This window comes from Pseudomonas sp. B21-035, assembly GCF_024748945.1.
In the GTDB taxonomy this organism is placed as follows: domain Bacteria; phylum Pseudomonadota; class Gammaproteobacteria; order Pseudomonadales; family Pseudomonadaceae; genus Aquipseudomonas.
Genome location: NZ_CP087179.1, coordinates 5560982 through 5581022 on the forward strand (window position 1 = coordinate 5560982; position 20041 = coordinate 5581022).

The 20041-nt window shown below is 62.7% G+C and carries 20 protein-coding genes; 10 read left to right on the plus strand and 10 right to left on the minus strand.

Features of this window, described 5'->3' with window-relative positions:
- The first annotated feature begins 1 nt into the window (after position 1).
- Positions 2-628: a TetR/AcrR family transcriptional regulator gene (locus tag LOY22_RS25480; RefSeq protein WP_045201159.1), complete on the plus strand. Its 627-nt coding sequence runs from the start codon at positions 2-4 to the stop codon at positions 626-628.
- 56 nt (positions 629-684) lie between these two features.
- On the opposite strand, the gene LOY22_RS25485 is transcribed toward LOY22_RS25480, so the two are convergent.
- The 8 genes from LOY22_RS25485 to LOY22_RS25520 form a co-directional block, all read right to left on the minus strand.
- Positions 685-900 (minus strand): molybdopterin-binding protein, encoded by a 216-nt coding sequence (locus tag LOY22_RS25485; protein ID WP_010221227.1) that lies wholly within the window; start codon positions 898-900, stop codon positions 685-687.
- Positions 901-919: 19 nt separating this feature from the next.
- On the minus strand, positions 920-1732 hold the full coding sequence (gene ssuB, locus LOY22_RS25490) for an aliphatic sulfonates ABC transporter ATP-binding protein (protein ID WP_093378378.1): 813 nt from the start codon (positions 1730-1732) through the stop codon (positions 920-922).
- Positions 1729-2523, minus strand: coding sequence for an aliphatic sulfonate ABC transporter permease SsuC (gene ssuC / locus LOY22_RS25495; RefSeq protein WP_045201157.1), 795 nt, complete (start codon positions 2521-2523; stop codon positions 1729-1731). The genes ssuB and ssuC overlap by 4 nt, the downstream gene beginning before the upstream one ends.
- A gap of 10 nt (positions 2524-2533) precedes the next feature.
- The gene (ssuD, locus tag LOY22_RS25500) at positions 2534-3682 is read right to left on the minus strand and encodes an FMNH2-dependent alkanesulfonate monooxygenase (RefSeq protein WP_045201156.1); all 1149 of its coding nucleotides are present in this window, start codon (positions 3680-3682) and stop codon (positions 2534-2536) included.
- 58 nt (positions 3683-3740) lie between these two features.
- Positions 3741-4706, minus strand: a complete 966-nt coding sequence (locus LOY22_RS25505; protein WP_258595337.1) for a sulfonate ABC transporter substrate-binding protein — start codon at positions 4704-4706, stop codon at positions 3741-3743.
- A 92-nt stretch (positions 4707-4798) separates the two neighbouring features.
- A complete protein-coding gene (gene ssuE, locus LOY22_RS25510; protein WP_045201154.1) occupies positions 4799-5392 on the minus strand; it encodes an NADPH-dependent FMN reductase in 594 nt (197 codons plus the stop codon).
- A 223-nt stretch (positions 5393-5615) separates the two neighbouring features.
- Positions 5616-6254, minus strand: coding sequence for a peroxiredoxin (locus LOY22_RS25515; RefSeq protein ID WP_045201153.1), 639 nt, complete (start codon positions 6252-6254; stop codon positions 5616-5618).
- 162 nt (positions 6255-6416) lie between these two features.
- Positions 6417-7742 carry an OprD family porin gene (locus LOY22_RS25520; RefSeq protein ID WP_093378368.1) on the minus strand — a complete coding sequence of 442 codons (1326 nt, stop codon included), beginning with the start codon at positions 7740-7742 and terminating at the stop codon, positions 6417-6419.
- A gap of 587 nt (positions 7743-8329) precedes the next feature.
- Between LOY22_RS25520 and tauA the strand changes: the two genes are divergently transcribed.
- Genes tauA through tauD form a run of 4 tightly spaced genes read left to right on the plus strand, consistent with a single transcriptional unit; the run spans position 8330 to position 11806 of the window.
- Positions 8330-9307 carry a taurine ABC transporter substrate-binding protein gene (tauA, locus tag LOY22_RS25525; protein ID WP_045201151.1) on the plus strand — a complete coding sequence of 326 codons (978 nt, stop codon included), beginning with the start codon at positions 8330-8332 and terminating at the stop codon, positions 9305-9307.
- Between the two features lie 15 nt (positions 9308-9322).
- Positions 9323-10117, plus strand: a complete 795-nt coding sequence (tauB, locus tag LOY22_RS25530) for a taurine ABC transporter ATP-binding subunit (protein ID WP_045201150.1) — start codon at positions 9323-9325, stop codon at positions 10115-10117.
- On the plus strand, positions 10114-10953 hold the full coding sequence (gene tauC / locus LOY22_RS25535) for a taurine ABC transporter permease TauC (protein ID WP_093378363.1): 840 nt from the start codon (positions 10114-10116) through the stop codon (positions 10951-10953). The genes tauB and tauC overlap by 4 nt, the downstream gene beginning before the upstream one ends.
- A 19-nt stretch (positions 10954-10972) precedes the next feature.
- Complete coding sequence (gene tauD / locus LOY22_RS25540) at positions 10973-11806, plus strand: taurine dioxygenase (RefSeq protein ID WP_093378359.1); 834 nt, start codon at positions 10973-10975, stop codon at positions 11804-11806.
- Positions 11807-11872: 66 nt separating this feature from the next.
- Here tauD and betT read toward each other — a convergent pair whose 3' ends face one another.
- Together betT and epsC are read right to left on the minus strand one after the other, a co-directional pair.
- Positions 11873-13873, minus strand: coding sequence for a choline transporter BetT (betT, locus tag LOY22_RS25545; protein WP_045201147.1), 2001 nt, complete (start codon positions 13871-13873; stop codon positions 11873-11875).
- A 173-nt stretch (positions 13874-14046) separates the two neighbouring features.
- On the minus strand, positions 14047-14979 hold the full coding sequence (gene epsC, locus LOY22_RS25550; RefSeq protein WP_045201146.1) for a serine O-acetyltransferase EpsC: 933 nt from the start codon (positions 14977-14979) through the stop codon (positions 14047-14049).
- A gap of 192 nt (positions 14980-15171) precedes the next feature.
- Between epsC and LOY22_RS25555 the strand changes: the two genes are divergently transcribed.
- The 5 genes from LOY22_RS25555 (at position 15172) to LOY22_RS25575 (ending at position 20026) form a co-directional block, all read left to right on the plus strand.
- Complete coding sequence (locus LOY22_RS25555; RefSeq protein WP_045201145.1) at positions 15172-16170, plus strand: D-cysteine desulfhydrase; 999 nt, start codon at positions 15172-15174, stop codon at positions 16168-16170.
- Positions 16171-16276: 106 nt separating this feature from the next.
- The gene (gene tcyJ / locus LOY22_RS25560; protein WP_093378350.1) at positions 16277-17077 is read left to right on the plus strand and encodes a cystine ABC transporter substrate-binding protein; all 801 of its coding nucleotides are present in this window, start codon (positions 16277-16279) and stop codon (positions 17075-17077) included.
- Positions 17077-17742, plus strand: a complete 666-nt coding sequence (gene tcyL / locus LOY22_RS25565) for a cystine ABC transporter permease (protein ID WP_045201143.1) — start codon at positions 17077-17079, stop codon at positions 17740-17742. Before tcyJ ends, tcyL begins: the two co-directional genes overlap by 1 nt.
- Before the next feature lie 3 nt (positions 17743-17745).
- Positions 17746-18507: an L-cystine ABC transporter ATP-binding protein TcyN gene (tcyN, locus tag LOY22_RS25570; protein WP_045201142.1), complete on the plus strand. Its 762-nt coding sequence runs from the start codon at positions 17746-17748 to the stop codon at positions 18505-18507.
- A 277-nt stretch (positions 18508-18784) separates the two neighbouring features.
- Positions 18785-20026 (plus strand): SfnB family sulfur acquisition oxidoreductase, encoded by a 1242-nt coding sequence (locus LOY22_RS25575; protein WP_093378342.1) that lies wholly within the window; start codon positions 18785-18787, stop codon positions 20024-20026.
- Positions 20027-20041: the final 15 nt, after the last annotated feature.

The following is a 20041-nucleotide window of genomic DNA, read 5'->3' on the forward strand; positions in this document are numbered from 1 at the left end:
CATGACCCGCACCGTTACCCCGCGCAAACCCCGGGCCCGCAGCCAGGCGAGGATCGATTCGATCCTCGAGGCGGCGCGCACGCTGCTGGCCAGCGAAGGGGTGGCCAGCCTGTCGATTTACAGCGTGGCCGAGCGCGCGCAGATTCCGCCGTCGTCGGTGTATCACTTCTTCGCCAGTGTCCCGGCGTTGCTTGAAGCACTCACCGCCGACGTGCACGGCGCCTTTCGCGCCTGCCTTGAAGCACCGATTGATTCAGCGGCGCTGAACACCTGGCACGACCTGTCGCGCCTGGTCGAGCAGCGCATGCTGGTGATCTACAACGAAGACGCCGCGGCCCGGCAATTGATTCTCGCCCAGCATGGCCTGAGCGAAGTGACCCAGGCTGACCGCCAGCACGACATCGAGCTGGGCGACCTGATGCACAGGCTGTTTGCCGCGCATTTCCAGTTGCCGGTGTTACCGGAAGATGTCGATGTGTTTGCCCTGGCCATGGAGCTGGGAGACCGGGTGTATGCCCGTTCGGTGCAGTTGCATGGGCAGATTACGCCGCGCATGGCCGAGGAAGGGATGCGGGTGTTTGATGCGTATCTGGGCTTGTACCTACCGCCCTTTCTGCCTAAACGCTGACGGCCTCATCGCGGGTCAAGCCCGCTCCTACAGGGAGCGGGCTTGACCCGCGATTTTCAGAGCTTGGCGATCGACACTTCGGTCGACTTCACAAAGGCAATCACCTCGCTGCCAATAGTCAATTCCAGCTCACGCACCGAACGGGTGGTGATCACCGAGGTGACGATACCCGAGGCGGTCTGCACATCGATTTCCGACAATACCGGGCCTTCGAGGATTTCTTTGACGGTGCCTTTGAACTGGTTGCGTACGTTGATCGCTTTGATAGTCATCTGCTTGGTTCCTTACAGGTCAGAGAGCCCAACGCAATTGCGTCGGCAAAGGTGCGACAGGTTCCGGCTCGGGCGGTGTGCCCGGAATCGACAGAACCCGGTTGAGAACTTCGGTTTCCAGTGCAGCCAGGCGGTGTGAGCCGCGTACCCGCGGGCGTGGCAGGTCGACGATAAGGTCCAGGCCCACCTCGCCGTCTTCGATGAGAATCACCCGGTCGGCTACCGCCACCGCCTCGCTGACGTCGTGGGTAACCAGCAACACGGTGAAGCCGTGCTGGCGCCACAGCCGTTCGATCAACTGCTGCATCTCGATCCGGGTCAGGGCATCCAGTGCCCCCAGCGGCTCATCGAGCAGCAACAGGCGTGGCTGGTGAATCAGTGCCCGGGCCAGGGCCACGCGCTGCTTCTGGCCACCCGACAAGGCCGCCGGCCATTCATTGGCACGCTCGGCCAGGCCGACCGCTGCCAGCGCTTCCAGCGCCCGTGGCCGCCAGTTGCCCGAGAGGCCCAGGCCAACGTTGTCGATAACCTTCTTCCACGGCAGCAGGCGCGCTTCCTGGAACATCAGGCGGGTGTCTTCCTGGGCTTCGCGCAGCGGCGCGGAACCTGCCAGCAACTCGCCGCCACTGGGTTGGTCGAGGCCGGCGAGCAAGCGCAGCAAGGTGCTCTTGCCGCAGCCACTGCGCCCGACAATGGCGACGAACTGCCCAGCCGGAATGTGCAGGTCGATATCGCGCAGTACCTGGCGCTGGCCGAAGGTCTTCTGCAGGTTCTGCGCCGCCAGCGGAATCCCGCGCAGCAGCCGTGGTGGTGGATCCTTGAGGATGGTCATGCGCCCTCTCCCCTGCTCGCTTGATAGGCCGGATGCCAGCGCAGCCAGACCCGCTCGAGGCCGCGTGCGGCCAGATCGGCAAGCTTGCCGAGCACGGCATAGAGAACGATCGCCAGGACCACCACATCGGTCTGCAGGAACTCGCGGGCGTTCATTGCCAGGTAGCCGATGCCGGCGTTAGCCGAAATGGTTTCGGCAACGATCAGGGTCAGCCACATAAAGCCCAGGGCAAAGCGCACGCCGACCAGGATCGACGGCAAGGCACCGGGCAGAATCACCTGGCGAAACAGCTCGAAGCCGGACAAACCATAGCTGCGGGCCATTTCCACCAGCGCCGGGTCGACGTTGCGGATGCCGTGGTAGGTGTTCAGGTAGATCGGGAACAAAGTGCCCAGGGCCACCAGAAAAATCTTTGCCGACTCGTCGATGCCGAACCACAGGATCACCAGCGGAATCAGCGCCAGGTGAGGTACGTTGCGGATCATCTGCACCGAACTGTCGAGCAGGCGTTCGCCCCATTTCGACAGGCCGGTGATAAAGCCCAGCGCCAGGCCGATGGCACCGCCAATCACAAAACCGACGGCGGCGCGCCAGCCACTGATTGCCAGGTGGGTCCAGATCTCGCCGCTGCGTACCAGCTCGACGCCAGCGCTTAATACCGCGCTGGGCGCCGGCAAAATCCGCGTCGACAGCCAGCCGACGCTGACTGCCAGTTGCCAGACCGCCAACAACAGCAGCGGCAACGCCCAGGGCGCCAGGCGTTGCTGCCAGGGAGTGGATTTACGACTCATGGCCCGGCCCTCAGCGCTGCGCCGAGGATTTAGGCAGGATGTCGTTGGCGACCATCTCGCCGAACGGGCTCACGTAGCCACCGCTTTGCGGCAGTTGCGGGCGCTCCACGTCCAGGTGCGGGAACAGCAGCTCGGCGACCCGGTACGACTCTTCCAGGTGTGGATAACCGGAGAAGATGAAGGTATCGATGCCCAATGCTGCGTATTCCTTGACCCGCTCGGCCACGGTCGGGCCGTCGCCGACCAGCGCCGTGCCGGCACCGCCGCGCACCAGGCCGACACCGGCCCAGAGGTTGGGGCTGACTTCGAGGTTGTCGCGGTTGCCGCCATGCAGCGCGGCCATGCGTTGCTGGCCGACCGAATCGAAGCGTGCCAGCGAGGCCTGGGCGCGGGCGATGGTGTCGTCGTCCAGGTGCGAGATCAGCCGCTCGGCGGCCTGCCAGGCTTCGGCGTTGGTTTCACGCACGATCACGTGCAGGCGGATGCCGAAGCGCACCGTGCGGCCTTGCTTGGCGGCCTTGGCGCGCACTTGCTCGATCTTCTCGGCCACCGCCGCAGGCGGCTCGCCCCAGGTCAGGTACAGCTCGACCTGCTCGGCTGCCAGGTCCTGGGCCGCTTCTGAAGAGCCGCCAAAGTACAGCGGCGGACGCGGCTGCTGGATCGGCGGATAGAGCAGCTTGGCGCCTTTGACCTGGATGTGCTGGCCGTCGTAGTCGACGGTTTCGCCTTCCAGCACCCGGCGCCAGATGCGGGTAAATTCCACCGAGGCCTGGTAGCGCTCTTCATGGCTGAGGAACAGGCCGTCACCGGACAGCTCTTCCGGATCGCCGCCGGTGACCAGGTTGAACAAGGCACGGCCACCGGAAAGACGATCCAGGGTTGCCGCCTGACGCGCCGCCACGGTCGGCGAGATGATCCCCGGGCGCAGCGCGACCAGGAACTTCAGGCGCTGGGTTACCGGGATCAGCGACGCGGCAACCAGCCAGGAGTCCTCGCAGGAACGCCCGGTCGGAATCAACACGCCACCAAAACCGAGGCGGTCGGCGGCCTGGGCAATCTGCTGCAGGTAGCCGTGATCGACGGCGCGCGCGCCCTCGGCGGTGCCAAGGTAATGGCCGTCGCCATGGGTGGGAAGAAACCAGAATACGTTGAGGCTCATTGGAGTTGTCTCCTAGGGGTGGCGCAGACCGGGGCGGCGCCCCGGCGCGGGCAAATCGTCAAGGGGCGCTGGCGACCTTGGCCGGTGGGGTCCAGATCACATCCTTGATGCTCAAGGGCTTGGGAATCAGCTTGAGCGTCTTGAAGGTGTCGGCGATCTTCTGCTGGGCAGCGATCACTTGCGGGGTCAGGAAGGCAGCGCCATAGCCCTGGCGCTTGACCGAGGTCAGGGTGATGTCGCCCGGCAGGCCGAGCAGCGGCGCGACCTGGTCAGTGACTTCCTGCGGGTTGGCCTTGGACCACTCGCCCACCGCGCGCACTTCATCGACCAGCGCGCTGATCACTTCAGGGTGCTTTTGCGCATAAGGCTTGGTCGCCAGGTAGAACTGGTGGTTGTCGACGATGCCCTGGCCATCGCGCAGGGTGCGCGCCTGCAGCTGCTGCTCGGCAGCCGCCTGGTACGGGTCCCAGATCACCCAGGCATCGACGCTGCCGCGCTCGAAGGCGGCGCGGGCATCGGCGGGCGGCAGGAACACCGGCTGGATGTCGCTGTACTTGAGGCCGGCGTCTTCCAGGGCGCGGACCAGCAGGTAGTGAACGTTGGAGCCTTTGTTCAGCGCGACTTTCTTGCCCTTGAGTTCCTTCACCGACTGGATCGGCGAGCCCTTGGGCACCAGGATCGCTTCGCTGTGCGGCGCCGGCGGCTCGTAGGCGACATACAGCAGGTCGGCGCCAGCGGCCTGGGCGAACACCGGCGGGGTTTCGCCGGTGACGCCGAAGTCGATCGAGCCGACGTTCAGGCCTTCGAGCAGTTGCGGGCCACCGGGGAATTCAGTCCATTGCACCTGCACGCCCTGGGCGGCAAGGCGTTTTTCCAGCGTGCCCTTGGCTTTGAGCAACACCAGGGTGCCGTACTTCTGGTAACCGATACGCAGGCTTTCAGCCTGGGCTTGAGTAATGGCGCCGAAGGACACAGCCGCAGCAAACAGAGCGACCAGACCACGACGCAAAATGACAGTGCGCATAGCGCTCTCCTTTGCTGTTGGGGTTCAGGCTGCACCTGCTTGCCCGTTGGCGGGCGAGTAAGGTGGGAATTACAGGTAACGGATGGAAAGCCTCAGATGCTCCAGCGAGCACTGAGCAGACGTTCATTCAACACGCCCGGGGCAACCGGTTTGGGTCGACGCGCCAGGGCGCTGTGGAACAGTTCGAGCGATTCCAGCAGGCGCTGCTCCAGCGCCGGCGCCAGTTGCGCGGCGGCACTGCCTTCGCCGTAGGCGATCTGGCTGTCGTCGGCGAAGATGCCTTGCAGGGTTTCCTGGGCCTTGAGCGCAGACAGTACCGGCTTGAGCGCGTAGTCCACAGCGAGCATGTGGGCGATGCTGCCGCCGGTTGCGATCGGCAGCACCACCTTGTGGTTCAGGGCGCGTTCGGGCAGCAGGTCGAGCAGGGTTTTCAGCGCACCGGCAAACGAAGCCTTGTACACCGGAGTGGCAACCACCAAGCCGTCGGCCTGCTCTACCAACTGCAGAAAATGCTGCACCCTGGGGCTGTCGAAGCGTGCATGCAGCAGGTCTTCGGCGGGAAAGTCGCGTACCTGGAATGTCACCACTTCCACGCCCTGGCCCTGCAGCCACTGGCGGCTGCGCTCAAGCAGGACGCCGGAGCGCGAACGCAGACTGGGACTACCACCGAGAGAAACAACCAGCATTGGAGCGCATCCTTGATCGTGTTCTAGAGGGCCGCGAGTTGCAGTTCTCGCTGGAGTGGAGTGACCTTAACAGCTCGATACATATATCTATAAATCATATTTTTTCATTTGTTTATTCTTTACGGAACTATAGGAGCATCGCGGGGCAAGCCCGCTCCTACCGGCCTCCAGGGGAATAAAAAAAGGGCCGTAAACGGCCCGAGTTCCCTGCTATGGCTAAAGATCAACGATTGGGTTGCGGGGTCAGGCGCAGGTATGGCTTGACCGCCCGGTAACCCTTGGGAAAGCGGCGCTTGATTTCGTCTTCATCCTTGAGCGATGGCACGATCACCACTTCGTCACCGTCCTGCCAGTTGGCCGGGGTGGCAACCTTGTGGTTGTCGGTCAGTTGCAGCGAATCGATTACCCGCAAGATCTCGTGGAAGTTGCGCCCGGTGCTGGCCGGGTAGGTGATGGTCAGGCGGATCTTCTTGTTCGGGTCGATGACGAACAGGGAACGCACCGTCAGGGTGTCGCTGGCATTGGGATGAATCAGGTCGTAGAGGTCAGAAACCTTGCGATCGGCATCAGCCAGGATCGGGAAGTTGACGACAGTGTTCTGGGTTTCGTTGATGTCTTCGATCCAGCGGTGGTGCGAATCGACCGGGTCCACCGACAGGGCAATGGCCTTGACTCCGCGCTCGGCGAACTGCTCCTTGAGCTTGGCGGTGAAACCCAGTTCGGTGGTGCACACCGGAGTAAAGTCGGCCGGGTGGGAGAACAGCACGCCCCAGCTGTCGCCCAGCCATTCGTGGAAGCGGATCTTGCCGGCGCTGGAATCCTGTTCGAAGTCGGGGGCGATATCGCCGAGTCTGAGGCTCATGGTGCGGCTCCTTGGCTGGGTTCGTTATGGCTTCACTGTGCCTGCTTCCTGCTGAAATTAAAAAGAATAAATATTGATTTATTTAGAACTAACAGAAATATCAAAAAACAGGCAAAACAACGCCCGCGCGGCACAGGGCCGGGCGGGCGCGCTTTTCTCGCCTTACAGCAGCGGGATGGAGTAGCTGAGGATCAGACGGTTTTCGTCCTGGTCCTTGGTGTTGGCAATGTCGCTGCGCCAAGTGGCGTTTTTCCACATGATGCCCAGGCCCTTGAGGGTGCCTTCCGGTACCACGTAGGCCACGGTGATATCACGCTCCCACTCGGTACGGTCACCGATTGCCGAATCGATGTTATCGCCTTTGAGGTAGGTGACGCCGGCAGTAGCGCCCGCCAGGCCGACCTTGGCGAAATCGTAGGAGTAGCGAGCCTGCCAGGTACGCTCACCGGCACGGCCGAACTTCTGGATCTGCGAGTCGGTGATGGTGTAGTTGGACGAGCCGTCCCCCTGGTTCAGCCAAGGGAAGTCGCTGTCACCGCTAGAGACCTGGTAACCGCCACCGAAGGTGTGACCCTGGACGGTGTAGAGGAACAGGGCGCTGTACAGATCGTTATCAACCTTGCCCTTGGTGCCGTTGCCGTACCAGCCGCTGGTGAAGTAGGCCGGATCGTTGCTGTTGGCGCCGTCGTCAGTGCTGTGGAAGTAACGGAAGTCGGACTTCAGCACGCCCGGGCCGATTGCCCAGTTGTGTACCGCACCCAGGAAGTGCTGTTTGTAGAAGTCTTCCAGGTTGCCATAGTAGTACTGCAGCAGCAGGTCCTTGGTGACCTTGTAGTCGGCACCGGCGTAGAGGAACTTGTTGCTGAACTTGCCGGTACGGGCGTTGTTGGCGCCAGCGATCGACATTTCTTCGTTGTTGCTGGAGTTACGGCCTTTGACGTGCTCGATCTGACCACCGATCAGGGTCAGGTCCTTGAACTCGTTCGAGGTGATCTGACCACCTTCGAAGGTTTGCGGCAGCAGGCGACCATCGTTGTACGAGATGACCGGCAGCTTCGGCAGCAGGGTGCCGTAGCGCAGTTCGGTCTGGGAAATCTTGGCCTTGGCGGTCAGGCCCAGGCTGGAGTACTCGTCAACTGCACGACCGTTGCTGTCGGTCGGGAACACCGAACCGCCATAGGAGGCGCTGGTCGGGTTGCCATGACGGCCCTTGCCCGAGTCCAGACGCACGCCCAACAGGGCAATAGCGTCAACACCAAAGCCGACGGTGCCCTGGGTGAAGCCCGAGGCGTAATCGACCTGGAAGCCCTGACCCCATTCTTCCTGGTAGTTGGTGCTGGTGTTGGTACCGTGGTTACGGTTGTCGGTGTTGATATAGAAGTTGCGCAGCTTCAGTGTTGCCTTGCTGTCTTCGATGAAGCCGGCAGCACCCGCCTGCTGGGCCAGAACCCCAACGGCCACGGCAAGTGCCAAGGTGGACTTGTACATGTTTTGCTCCTCTACGTTCTAATTCTTGTGTGTCGCTTACGGCAGGATCTTTGTGTCCCGCTCGACGTCGATGGGCGATTAGCACCAAAGGGTGACCGTCAAGTCAATCGTAACTATTCATTTCACTACTTTGGTCTAATGCACCAGCGGTGGGGGTGAAGGATAATGACAATCCTATAAATCCAAAAAGACTTATTTCGTAATTTTTCAGATTATTACGGAATATCACCCAAGATTTTTCTTCGCTGCCGTTATCGGCACATAAGCTAATTCCTAAAGGATATTTCAAAGCGGTTTTTTAGATCGCTTAGCTTCGCCGATCCTTCCCCTTCGACAAAGTAGCCCTCATGGCCAGGCCATCATTGCGTTTCCTCTGCGCCCTGACCTTGACCAGCGTCACTTTTGTCGCCCAGGCCGATGGCGCCTATAGGCTGGAGCGGACTTGCCCCGCGATGACTCCCCCCTTTCGCAAGCCTTAAATCAATTGGCTCCTAAGCTAATGCTAAAAAGTTATTTATTTTAACTTTCTTAGATCATCTAGTCTTATCCCACACCAACACAATCGCCCGCCTGACAAGGAGTTAACCATGACCCTGCATGCTCCCCTGCGCCTGTTCGCCGCCCTGACCCTGGCCGGCACCAGCTGGTTTGCCCAGGCGGCCGACCTGACGGTGGCCTACCAGACCACCGTCGACCCGGCGAAAGTCGCCCAGGTCGACGGCACCTACGAGAAAACCAGCAAGGCCGATATCGACTGGCGCAAATTCGACAGCGGCGCCGACGTGATCACCGCCGTGGCCTCCGGCGACGTGCAGATCGGCTACCTCGGCTCCAGCCCGCTGGCCGCCGCTGCGACCCGCAAACTGCCGGTGGAAACCTTCCTGATCGCCACCCAGATCGGCGCAGCCGAAGCCCTGGTCGCCCGCGACGGCGCCGGCATAAACTCGCCACAGGACCTGATCGGCAAGAAGATTGCCGTGCCGTTCGTCTCCACCGGTCACTACAGCCTGCTGGCCGCACTCAAGCAATGGAACATCGACCCGGCCAAGGTACAGATCCTCAACCTCGCGCCACCGGCAATCATCGCAGCCTGGAAGCGCGGCGACATCGACGCCACCTACGTCTGGGACCCGGCCCTGGGCGTGGCCAAGGAAAACGGCAAGGTGCTGATCACCTCCGCTGAGCTGGCCGAAAAAGGCGCGCCGACTTTCGATGCCTGGATCGTGCGCAAGGACTTCGCCGCCAAGCACCCGGAGATCGTCAAGGCCTTCGCCAAGGTCACCCTGGATGCCTACGCCGACTACCGCAAGGACCCGCAAGCGTGGCTGGCAAACCAGAGTAACGTCGACAAGCTGGTCAAGCTCTCCGGCGCCAAGGCGGCTGACATCCCTGGCCTGCTGCAAGGCAACGTGTTCCCGCTGGCCGCTGACCAGGTCGCAGCACTCGGTGCACCGACCACCCAGGCAATCACCGACACCGCCACCTTCCTCAAGGAGCAAGGCAAGGTCGAAGCGGTGCTGCCGGACTACGCGCCTTACGTCAGCGCCAAATTCATCGCCAACTGAGACTCGGAGCAGATCATGGCCCTGTTACAACTGGAGCGCATCAGCGCACAGTACCCCGGCGCGGCCGAGCCGGTGCTGGCCGATATCAACCTGAGCCTGGGCCCGCAGCAATTGCTGGTGGCCCTCGGCCCTTCGGGCAGCGGCAAGACCTCGTTGCTCAACCTGATTGCCGGTTTCGTGGCGCCCAGCAGTGGCCGTATCACCCTCGACGGCGAGCCGGTACAAGGTCCGGGCGCCGAGCGCGGCGTGGTGTTCCAGGATGATGCTCTACTGCCCTGGCAAGACGTGCTGGCCAACGTCGCCTTCGGCCTGGAACTGGCCGGCGTGCCACGCGCCAGCCGCGAGAAAAAGGCCCGCGAAATGCTCGCCCTGGTCGACCTGGCGGACTTCGGCAACCGGCGCATCTGGCAATTGTCCGGTGGCCAGAAGCAGCGCGTGGGCCTGGCCCGGGCGCTGGCCGCCGATCCGCGGGTTCTGCTGATGGACGAGCCGTTCGGCGCGCTGGATGCCTTTACCCGTGAACAGATGCAGGAGTTGCTGTTGCAGGTCTGGCAGCGTACCGCCAAGCCGGTATTCCTGATTACCCACGACATTGAAGAGGCGGTGTTCCTCGCCACCGAACTGGTGTTGCTGGCGCCGAACCCCGGGCAGATCGTCGAACGCCTGCAACTGGACTTTGGCCAGCGCTACAGCGCCGGCGAGTCGGCCCGTTCGATCAAGTCCGACCCGCGCTTTATCGAAACCCGCGAGCACGTGCTGGCCCGGGTGTTCTCCCAACGCAGTGCCGCAACGCGGCAGGAGTCCGCATGAGCAGCCTGGATGTCCCGGTAGCGAGCAAACGCACCGCCAGCCACACTGCGCCGAGCAAACCCCGGCGCAGCCTGAGCACCCGCTGGATCAGCGGCCTGACCCTGGCCACGCTGTTGCTGCTGTGGTGGGCGGTGACCGCCGCCGAATGGATCGAGCCACTTTTTTTGCCCTCGCCGGAAGCGGTGCTGGGCAAGGCCTGGTTGCTGCTGACCCAGGGCTACATGGAGTCCACCCTGTGGCAGCACCTGGGCGCCAGCCTGCAACGTATCGGCCTGGCCCTTGGCGCGGCGATTGTCACGGCAATCCCGATCGGCATCGCCATCGGCCATAACCGTATAGCCCGCGGCATTCTCGACCCGCTGATCGAGTTCTACCGGCCGATTCCGCCCCTGGCCTACCTGCCACTGATCGTGATCTGGTGCGGTATCGGCGAGCTGTCGAAAGTGCTGCTGATTTACCTGGCGATCTTCGCCCCGATCGCCATTGCCACCGCCACTGGCGTGCGCACCGTCGACCCGACCAGGCTGCGCGCGGCGCAGTCGCTGGGCGCCACCCGTTGGCAGCTGATTCGCCACGTGATTTTGCCCAGCGCCCTGCCCGACATTCTTACCGGCGTACGCATTGGCCTGGGGGTTGGCTGGTCAACCCTGGTGGCCGCCGAGCTGATCGCCGCCACCAGCGGCCTGGGTTTCATGGTGCAGTCGGCGGCGCAGTTTTTGGTCACCGACGTGGTGGTGCTGGGCATCCTGGTGATCGCCTTGATTGCCTTTGCCCTGGAAATGGGCCTGCGCGCCCTGCAGCGCAAGCTGGTGCCCTGGCACGGCCAGAGCCATTGAAAACGAACAGAGAACAACCATGAGCCTGACCATTACCCCGCTGAGCCCGGCGCTCGGCGCCCAGATCAGCGGCATCGACCTCAGCCGCGAAATCAACAAAGAACAACGCGACGCCATCGAACAGGCGCTGCTCAAGCACCAGGTACTGTTCTTTCGCGACCAGCCGATCAACCCGCAGCAGCAGGCCGATTTCGCCGCGCGCTTTGGCGACCTGCATATCCACCCGATCTACCCCAATGTACCGGAAACCCCGCAGGTGCTGGTGCTCGACACCGCCGTCACCGACGTGCGCGACAACGCCATCTGGCACACCGATGTGACCTTCCTGCCAACCCCGGCACTGGGTGCGGTGCTCAGTGCCAAGCAACTGCCGGCCTACGGTGGCGATACCTTGTGGGCCAGTGGCATTGCTGCCTATGAGGCACTGTCGGCACCGCTGCAGCAGCTGTTGGCTGGCCTCACCGCCACCCATGATTTCACCAAGTCGTTCCCGCTGGAGCGTTTCGGCACCACCCCTGAGGACCTGGCGCGCTGGGAAACGGCACGGCGTAACAACCCGCCGCTGTCGCACCCGGTAATCCGTACCCACCCGGTGAGCAAGCGCAAGGCACTGTTCGTCAATGAGGGCTTCACCACCCGCATCAACGAACTGAGCGAGGCTGAAAGCGAGGCGATTCTCAAGCTGCTGTTCGCCCACGCGACCCGCCCGGAGTTCACCATTCGCTGGCGCTGGCAGGAAAACGACGTGGCGTTCTGGGATAACCGCGTGACCCAGCATTACGCGGTGGATGATTACCGGCCGGCGCGGCGGGTGATGCACCGGGCGACGATTCTCGGGGATGCGCCGTTTTAAGATCCATCGCGGTCTTGCCCGCTCCCAGCAGTCCACACTGTGGGAGCGGGCAAGACCGCGATGCTTTTAGCGCACCAGATGCAAGAACTGCATATGCCGTTCGTACTGATCCAGAATGTCGTTGATGATCTGCTCCTTGCTGTAGCCCACCAGGTCATAGTCCTGGCTGCCCTCGCTCAGGTGCACCTCGGCACGGTAGTAACGACGGTTCTTCAGCTCCTGGGTACCCAGGCCGCCCAAGGCAAATGACGGCGTGAAGTAACCGCGCATCTGCACCTGGTAAATGAACGGCTGCTCTTCGCCATGGCCGATCTTCAAGCTGACGTTGTCGTGGCTCGGGTCTTCCTGGGTGATGACGTGCAGGCCCTTCTCGCTAAACACCTCGGTCACCTCGGCAATCGCCGGGCGCACCACGTCGTCCATGAAGCGGTACACCTCGTCGCGTGACGGGAAGTGCACGGCCTGGCTCAGGCGCTGACGCCAGCCACCGCGGCCGCGCCGCGAATTGGCGAACGGCGCCAGCGAATGCAACTGGGCGATCTGTCGTTGCGACTCCAGATAGAAGGCCTTGTGCAGGCCCCACATCATCAGCAACAAGATCACCGAGAACGGCAGCGAGGTGAGCACTACCGCCGATTTCAGCGAATCGATACTGCCGGCGAACAGCAAGCCGCTGGTCACCAGTGCGGTCATCGCGCCCCAGAACACCCGCAGCCAGTTCGGCCCGTCTTCATCGGCATTGCCGCCACGGGCGGAGAGGGTCGAGAGCACCACGGTGCCAGAGTCTGCCGAGGTGACGAAGAACACGAAGCTGATGAACACCGTGACGGCGATCACCGCCTTGCTCCACGGGTAGGTTTCCAGCAACAGGTAGAGGGTCATCGACGGGTTGTCGAGGGCCGACTGGCCCAGCGCGGTCATGCCGTGCTCGAGCACCTGGAACAACGCGCTGTTACCAAAGATCGACATCCACGCCAGAGTGAAGCCCAGCGGAATCAGCAACACGCCGAAGACGAACTCGCGGATGGTCCGGCCGCGGGAAATCCGCGCGATGAACAGGCCGACAAACGGCGCCCAGGCAATCCACCAGGCCCAGTAGAACACCGTCCAGCCGCCCAGCCACTCATTGGCCTGGTTGTAGGCATAAACGTCAAAGCTCTTGCGCGGCAAGGCGCCAAGATAGTCACCGAGGTTCTGGATCAGGGTGTTGAACAGGTGCTGGGTAGGGCCGGCGAACAGCACAAACAGCAGCAGCGCGCAGGCCAGGAACATGTTGATGTCGGACATCACCCGCACGCCCTTCTCGACCCCGGCAACCGCCACCGCGACCGCCGCGCCCATCATCAGGGTGATGAGGATCACCTGCACCCACTGGGTGTGCGGCACGCCGAACAGGTAGTCCAGGCCGGAGTTCAGGTGCAACACGCCAAAGCCCATGTCGGCGCCCAGGCCGAACACCGTGGCGATGATGCCGAAGCCGTCGACGGCATAACCAATCGGACCGTTGATGCGCTTGCCGATCAACGGATACAGCGCCGAGCGCAGGGCCAGCGGCAGGTTATGGCGGTAGGCGAAATAGGCCAGGGCCATGCCGACAAAGGCGAACACCCCCCAGCCATGCAGGCCCCAGTGCAGGAACAGCAACTGCATGGCCTGGCGCCCGGCCTCGACCGTGCCGGCCTCGCCTTGCGGCGGCTGCAGCATGTGGGTCAGGGGTTCGGAGACGCAGAAAAAGAACAGGGTAATGCTGATGCCGGCGGCGAACAGCATGCCGGCCCAGGACAGGTAGCTGAACTCGGGCTCGTCGTGGTCGGCACCGAGCTTGATCTTGCCGTAGCCAGACAAGGCGGTGACCACCACGAAGACCAGGTACAGGGTCATCGCCAGCATGTAGTACCAGCCAACGGTGTTGGCCGCCCAGTTCTGCGCCGCCAGCAGCCACTCGCCAGCGGCTTGCGGGTTGCTGATGACCACCAGGCCGAATATCAGGATAAAGCTCGCCGCGAAGTAGAAAACCGGCGGGTTCATGCGGATCTTGCCGCTGGATTCGGAGCTGGGTGCACTCATTGGTTGTGCACCTCGCCGAGGGGGGAGAAGCTTGGATTGAACGGGTTCAGCAAAGGGTTTCCTCCTGTTGAACACCGGCAGCGGACCACCGTTTTAACTTGAACAAGCGTTCAAGTTAAACATGGATGGGGGTCGCGATGCGACCCGTTGCCGCAAGCCAAGCCTCGGATTGCCTACTTCTGGGTACCGTCATCATGCTGCAGATTGGCCTGGGTCAGGTTGCTGCCCGGCGCCACGCTGCGGGTCAGCCAGACGTTACCGCCGATGGTCGAACCCTTGCCAATGGTGATTCGTCCCAGAATAGTCGCGCCGGCATAAATCACCACGTCGTCCTCGACAATCGGGTGGCGCGGATGGCCCTTCTGCAACTGCCCGTCCTCGTCCGCCGGGAAGCGCTTGGCGCCCAGGGTCACGGCCTGGTAGATGCGTACCCGCTCGCCGATGATCGCCGTTTCGCCGATCACCACGCCGGTACCGTGGTCGATGAAGAAGCTCGGGCCGATCTGCGCCCCCGGGTGAATGTCGATGCCGGTGGCCGAATGCGCCAGCTCCGAGCTGATCCGCGCCAGCAATGGCAGGCCAGCGCGGTACAGATGGTGGGCCAGGCGGTGGTGAATCACCGCGAGGATGCCCGGGTAGCACAGCAGCACTTCATCGACGCTGCGCGCCGCCGGGTCGCCATGAAAAGCGGCCAGCACATCGGTATCGAGGATGCTGCGCAGGCTTGGCAGGGCGGCGGCAAAGTCCTGGATCAGGCGCAGCGCCGTGGCGTCGATCTCGGCCGTGGCCTGCTTGCCGTGGCGCGCCACATAGCGCAGCTCCAGGCGCGCCTGGGCGAGCAAGGCGGTCAGCGCGGCATCGAGGGTATGGCCAACATAGAAGTCTTCGCTCTCTTCACGCAGGTCGACCGGGCCCAGGCGCATGGGGAACAGGGCACCACACAACTGCTCGAGAATATGGCGCATGGCCTCGCGTGACGGCAGCTCGCGGCCGCCCTGCTCGCCGCTGCTGCGCCCGTTACTGCTGCGCCACTGGTCGCGGGCGGCACGCAGCTGGCCGACGATGGTCTGCAACTGCCAATGCCCTGTTTGCGCGTTGTCGCTCACGGTTACCTCTCCTGCTGCAGCGGCGGTCGGTGGATGGTGGTGCCGCCGAAGTGCCGATTACTTTACGGCAATTTCCTGCGACAGAAAAAATAACCCTTTATTCCAGAACGCAATAAAGGGGGCATAAGCCCGGGAGTTGCCCACCTGCCCCGGGCTGCCTATAGTCGAATTTTACCTAGCCGACGTGACCCCATGATCGACCGACAGCTTGCCCGCTTCAATCGTCTGGACCTGCTTGGCGCCCCTACCGCGCTGGAAAAACTGCATCGGCTGTCAGCCTGGGCCGGCCGCGACATCTACGTCAAACGCGACGACTGCACGCCGTTGGCGCTGGGCGGCAACAAACTACGCAAGCTCGAATACCTGGCCGCCGATGCCCTGGCCAAGGGCGCCGACACCCTGGTCACCGCAGGCGCCATCCAGTCCAACCATGTGCGCCAGACCGCGGCGCTGGCCGCGCAACTGGGCCTGGCCTGCGTAGCCTTGCTGGAAAACCCGATCGGTACCGATTCACTCAACTACCAGCACAACGGCAACCGCCTGTTGCTGGAGCTATTCGACGCCAAGGTCGAGCTGGTCGATAACCTCGACAATGCCGACGAACAACTGCAAGCCCTGGCTGTGCGCCTGCACGCCAGTGGCCGTAAGCCCTACATCGTGCCGATTGGCGGCTCCAACGCCCTCGGTGCCCTGGGGTATGTACGCGCAGGCCTGGAGCTGGCCGAGCAGATCGAACATTGCGGCGAACAGTTCGCCGGGGTGCTGCTGGCCTCCGGCAGTGCCGGTACCCACAGCGGCCTGGCCATCGCCCTGGCAGAAAAACTGCCGAAGCTGCCGGTGATCGGCGTGACCGTGTCGCGCAGCGACGAAGACCAGCGCCCGAAAGTCCAGGGCCTGGCCGAGCGCACCGCCGAGCTGCTGGGCCTGCGCCTGCCGGCCACCTTCAAGATCGAATTGTGGGATGAGTACTTCGCCCCGCGCTATGGCGAACCGAACGCCGGTACCCTCGCCGCCATCCGCCTGCTGGCCAGCCAGGAAGGCTTGCTGCTTGACCCGGTATACACCGGCAAGGCCATGGCCGGGCTGCTTGATGGTATTGCCCGTCAGCGATTCGATGACGGCCCGCTGATTTTTCTGCATACCGGTGGGGCCCCGGCATTATTCGCCTACCCTGAGGTCTGGAACGGCTAACTAACTTATTTGAAAATAATATAAGAAAATGAATTTATATTATTTTTAAGACTAAAAGCGTCACCCTATAGTCAGCGCCACACTCACAACAACATTGGGGCTAACCATGAAGATTTCCGCTTTCGGTAAACAGGCAGTCGCCGCAGGCCTCGGCTTGCTGCTCGGCGCCAGCCTGCTCGGCCAGGCTGTCGCTGGTGAGCAACTGCAGCAGATCAAAGACAAGGGCGTGATCAACATCGGCCTTGAAGGCACTTATCCACCGTTCAGCTTCGTCGACGCCGACGGCAAGCTGGCCGGCTTCGAAGTGGAGCTTTCCGAAGCCCTGGCCAAGGAGCTGGGGGTCAAGGTCAAGCTGCAGCCAACCAAGTGGGATGGCATCCTCGCGGCACTGGAGTCCAAGCGCCTGGACGCGGTGGTGAACCAGGTGACCATCTCCGATGAGCGCAAGAAGAAGTATGACTTCTCCGCGCCCTACACCGTTTCCGGGATTCAGGCGCTGGTGCTGACGAAAAAGGCCGCCGAGCTGAACATCAAGTCCGCTGCCGACCTGGGCGGCAAGAAAGTCGGCGTGGGCCTGGGCACCAACTACGAACAGTGGGTCAAAGCCAACGTGCCGACCGCGGACGTGCGCACCTACGAAGACGATCCGACCAAGTTCCAGGACCTGCGCGTCGGCCGGATCGACGCCATCCTGATCGACCGTCTGGCGGCGCTGGAATACGCCAAGAAAGCCAAGGACACCACTGCCGCCGGTGACGCCTTCTCCCGCCAGGAAGCCGGTATTGCCCTGCGCAAAGGCGAGCCGGAACTGCTGGCAGCAGTGAACAAAGCTCTCGACAAGCTACGCGCCGACGGCACACTGAAAAAGCTTTCGGAAAAGTACTTCAACGCTGACGTCACCCAATAATGGAAGCAGCTTTGCAACTGGCGCTGGAGTCCGCGCCCTTTTTGCTCAAGGGCGCGTACTTTACGGTCATTCTCAGCCTCGGCGGGATGTTCTTTGGCCTGTTGCTGGGCTTTGGCCTGGCGCTGATGCGCCTGTCGTCGATCAAGCTGCTGAGCTGGACGGCGCGAGTCTACGTGTCGTTCTTTCGCGGCACGCCGCTGCTGGTGCAGCTGTTCATGATCTACTACGGCCTGCCACAACTGGGCATCGAGCTCGACCCGCTGCCCGCAGCGTTGATCGGCTTCTCGCTGAACATGGCCGCCTATGCCTGTGAAATTCTCCGTGCCGCGATCAGTTCCATCGACCGCGGCCAGTGGGAGGCTGCCGCCAGCATCGGCATGACCCGTGGCCAGGCCATGCGCCGGGCAATCCTGCCGCAAGCGGCGCGCACCGCCTTGCCGCCACTGGGCAACAGCTTTATTTCGCTGGTCAAGGACACCGCCCTGGCCGCCACCATCCAGGTGCCGGAGCTGTTCCGCCAGGCGCAGCTGATTACTGCGCGCACCTTCGAGATCTTCACCATGTACCTTGCCGCCGCACTGATCTACTGGGTGCTGGCCAGCGTTCTCGCGCACCTGCAGAACCGCCTGGAAGCGCGGGTCAACCGGCACGACCAGGAGTCCTGAGGCATGATCGAGGTACAACGACTGAGCAAGCAGTTCAACGGCCAGACCGTGCTCGATGACATCAGCCTCAAGGTCGAGGCCGGCGAGGTGATCGCCATCATCGGCCCCAGCGGCTCGGGCAAGACCACCTTCCTGCGTTGCCTGAACCTGCTGGAAACCCCCAGCAGCGGGCGCATCAAGGTCGGCAAGGTAGAAATCGACGCCAACCGCCCGCTGGGCCAGCAAAGCGGGCTGATCCGCCAGTTGCGCCAGGAAGTCGGCTTCGTGTTTCAGAACTTCAACCTGTTCCCCCATCGTACGGCGCTGGAGAACGTCATCGAAGGCCCGCTGGTGGTCAAGAAAACTCCGCACGAACAAGCCGTGGCCCTGGGCATGAAGCTGCTGGCCAAGGTCGGCCTGGCCGGCAAGGAAGCCGCCTACCCGCGCAAGCTCTCCGGCGGTCAGCAGCAGCGGGTAGCGATTGCCCGGGCCCTGGCGATGGAGCCGGAAGTGATCCTCTTCGACGAGCCGACCTCGGCGCTCGACCCCGAGCTGGTCGGCGAAGTGCTGGCGACCATTCGTGGCCTGGCTGAAGAAAAGCGCACCATGATCATCGTCACCCACGAGATGAGTTTTGCCCGCGACGTGGCCAACCGGGTGATCTTCTTCGACAAGGGCGTGATCGTTGAACAGGGCGAAGCCAAGGCGCTGTTCGCCCACCCCAAGGAAGACCGCACACGCCAGTTCCTGAGCAAGTTCCTCGGTACGCAGAACACCGGCTACTGAGTTTTCCCCGCCCTTTCCCCGCCCCTCTTACAGCGCCTGCCCAGCTCCGGCAGGCGTTCGTCCAGCGACCGCCAAGTACTTCTATATTTATTCCTAAAAGTTAGTTTATTTAATTTTTATACGCTATTAGGGTATATGCACCGGACCACCGGACCAGCGCAATTTTGTCGTCGCAACCCGCGCCGACGTTTTCAATTCGTGAGGTAGGTATGGTCAGGAACACAATCACCCCAGTGCGTAACGCCAGGGCATTGAGTGCAGCCAAGGAGCGGTACTGATGTCCAATCTGGCAGAAACCACAGTCCACAGCGATCTGGACAGCGCCCCGCTGTTGCTGCCGGCCAAGGTGCTGAGCAACGACGAACAAGCCCTGCAGGCAGCCCACGAGCTGGCCGAAGCAGCACGCACCCAGGCGGCCAAGCGCGACCAGCAGCGCAAGCTGCCCTGGGCAGAAATCGAGCAGTTCACCCGCAGCGGCCTGGGCAGCATCAGCATCCCGCGCGCCTTTGGCGGCGCGCAGGTGTCGTTTGTCACCATCGCGGAAGTCTTTCGCATCATCAGCGCCGCCGACCCGGCGCTGGGGCAGATCCCGCAAAACCAGTTCGGCATCCTGCAACTGCTCAAAGGCACCGCCACGGAGCGGCAGAAAGAGCTGCTGTTCACCTCGGTGCTCGATGGCTGGCGCATCGGCAATGCCGGGCCGGAACGCGGCACCAAGCACACCCTGGACCTCAAGGCACGGATCACCCGCGAGGGCGATCACTATGTGCTCAGCGGCCAGAAGTTCTATTCCACCGGCGCCCTGTTTGCCCATTGGGTCGCGGTCAAGGCGTTGAACGATGACGGCCGTCAGGTCATGGCCTTTGTCCGCCGCGGCACCCCGGGCCTGCGCATCGTCGATGACTGGTCGGGTTTCGGCCAGCGCACCACCGCCAGCGGCACCGTGCTGCTGGACAAGGTGCAGGTCGATGCGGAGCTGGTGATCGACACCTGGAAACAGAGCGAAGTAGCAAACATCCAGGGCGCGGCTTCGCAGCTGATCCAGGCGGCCATCGATGCCGGTATCGCCGAAGCGGCGATTGCCGACACCATCGCCTTCGTTCGCGACAAAGCCCGGCCATGGATCGACGCCAAGGTCGATCGTGCCAGCGATGATCTTTATGTAATCGCCGACGTCGGCCGCCTGCAGCTTGAACTGCATGCCGCCCAGGCGCTGCTTTCCAAGGCTGCGCGGGTGCTCGACGAAGTCAGCGCCGCGCCGGTCGATGCCGCTGCGGCCGCTCGCGCTTCGATTGCCGTGGCCGAAGCCAAGGTGCTGACCACCGAGATTTCGCTGCTGGCTAGCGAGAAGCTCTTCGAGCTCTCCGGCAGCCGCGCCACCCTGGCCGAGTTCAACCTCGACCGGCACTGGCGCAATGCCCGCGTGCACACCCTGCACGATCCGGTGCGCTGGAAATACCACGCCGTCGGCGCCTATCACCTCAACGGTACCTTGCCTGCCCGGCACTCCTGGATTTGACCAGACCACTGGAGC

Coding starts and splice junctions, on each gene's coding strand:
- LOY22_RS25480 (WP_045201159.1), top strand. CDS start 2: ATGACCCGCACCGTTACCCCGCGCAAACCCCGGGCCCGCAGCCAGGCG.
- LOY22_RS25485 (WP_010221227.1), bottom strand. CDS start 900: ATGACTATCAAAGCGATCAACGTACGCAACCAGTTCAAAGGCACCGTC.
- ssuB (WP_093378378.1), bottom strand. CDS start 1,732: ATGACCATCCTCAAGGATCCACCACCACGGCTGCTGCGCGGGATTCCG.
- ssuC (WP_045201157.1), bottom strand. CDS start 2,523: ATGAGTCGTAAATCCACTCCCTGGCAGCAACGCCTGGCGCCCTGGGCG.
- ssuD (WP_045201156.1), bottom strand. CDS start 3,682: ATGAGCCTCAACGTATTCTGGTTTCTTCCCACCCATGGCGACGGCCAT.
- LOY22_RS25505 (WP_258595337.1), bottom strand. CDS start 4,706: ATGCGCACTGTCATTTTGCGTCGTGGTCTGGTCGCTCTGTTTGCTGCG.
- ssuE (WP_045201154.1), bottom strand. CDS start 5,392: ATGCTGGTTGTTTCTCTCGGTGGTAGTCCCAGTCTGCGTTCGCGCTCC.
- LOY22_RS25515 (WP_045201153.1), bottom strand. CDS start 6,254: ATGAGCCTCAGACTCGGCGATATCGCCCCCGACTTCGAACAGGATTCC.
- LOY22_RS25520 (WP_093378368.1), bottom strand. CDS start 7,742: ATGTACAAGTCCACCTTGGCACTTGCCGTGGCCGTTGGGGTTCTGGCC.
- tauA (WP_045201151.1), top strand. CDS start 8,330: ATGACCCTGCATGCTCCCCTGCGCCTGTTCGCCGCCCTGACCCTGGCC.
- tauB (WP_045201150.1), top strand. CDS start 9,323: ATGGCCCTGTTACAACTGGAGCGCATCAGCGCACAGTACCCCGGCGCG.
- tauC (WP_093378363.1), top strand. CDS start 10,114: ATGAGCAGCCTGGATGTCCCGGTAGCGAGCAAACGCACCGCCAGCCAC.
- tauD (WP_093378359.1), top strand. CDS start 10,973: ATGAGCCTGACCATTACCCCGCTGAGCCCGGCGCTCGGCGCCCAGATC.
- betT (WP_045201147.1), bottom strand. CDS start 13,873: ATGAGTGCACCCAGCTCCGAATCCAGCGGCAAGATCCGCATGAACCCG.
- LOY22_RS25555 (WP_045201145.1), top strand. CDS start 15,172: ATGATCGACCGACAGCTTGCCCGCTTCAATCGTCTGGACCTGCTTGGC.
- tcyJ (WP_093378350.1), top strand. CDS start 16,277: ATGAAGATTTCCGCTTTCGGTAAACAGGCAGTCGCCGCAGGCCTCGGC.
- tcyL (WP_045201143.1), top strand. CDS start 17,077: ATGGAAGCAGCTTTGCAACTGGCGCTGGAGTCCGCGCCCTTTTTGCTC.
- tcyN (WP_045201142.1), top strand. CDS start 17,746: ATGATCGAGGTACAACGACTGAGCAAGCAGTTCAACGGCCAGACCGTG.
- LOY22_RS25575 (WP_093378342.1), top strand. CDS start 18,785: ATGTCCAATCTGGCAGAAACCACAGTCCACAGCGATCTGGACAGCGCC.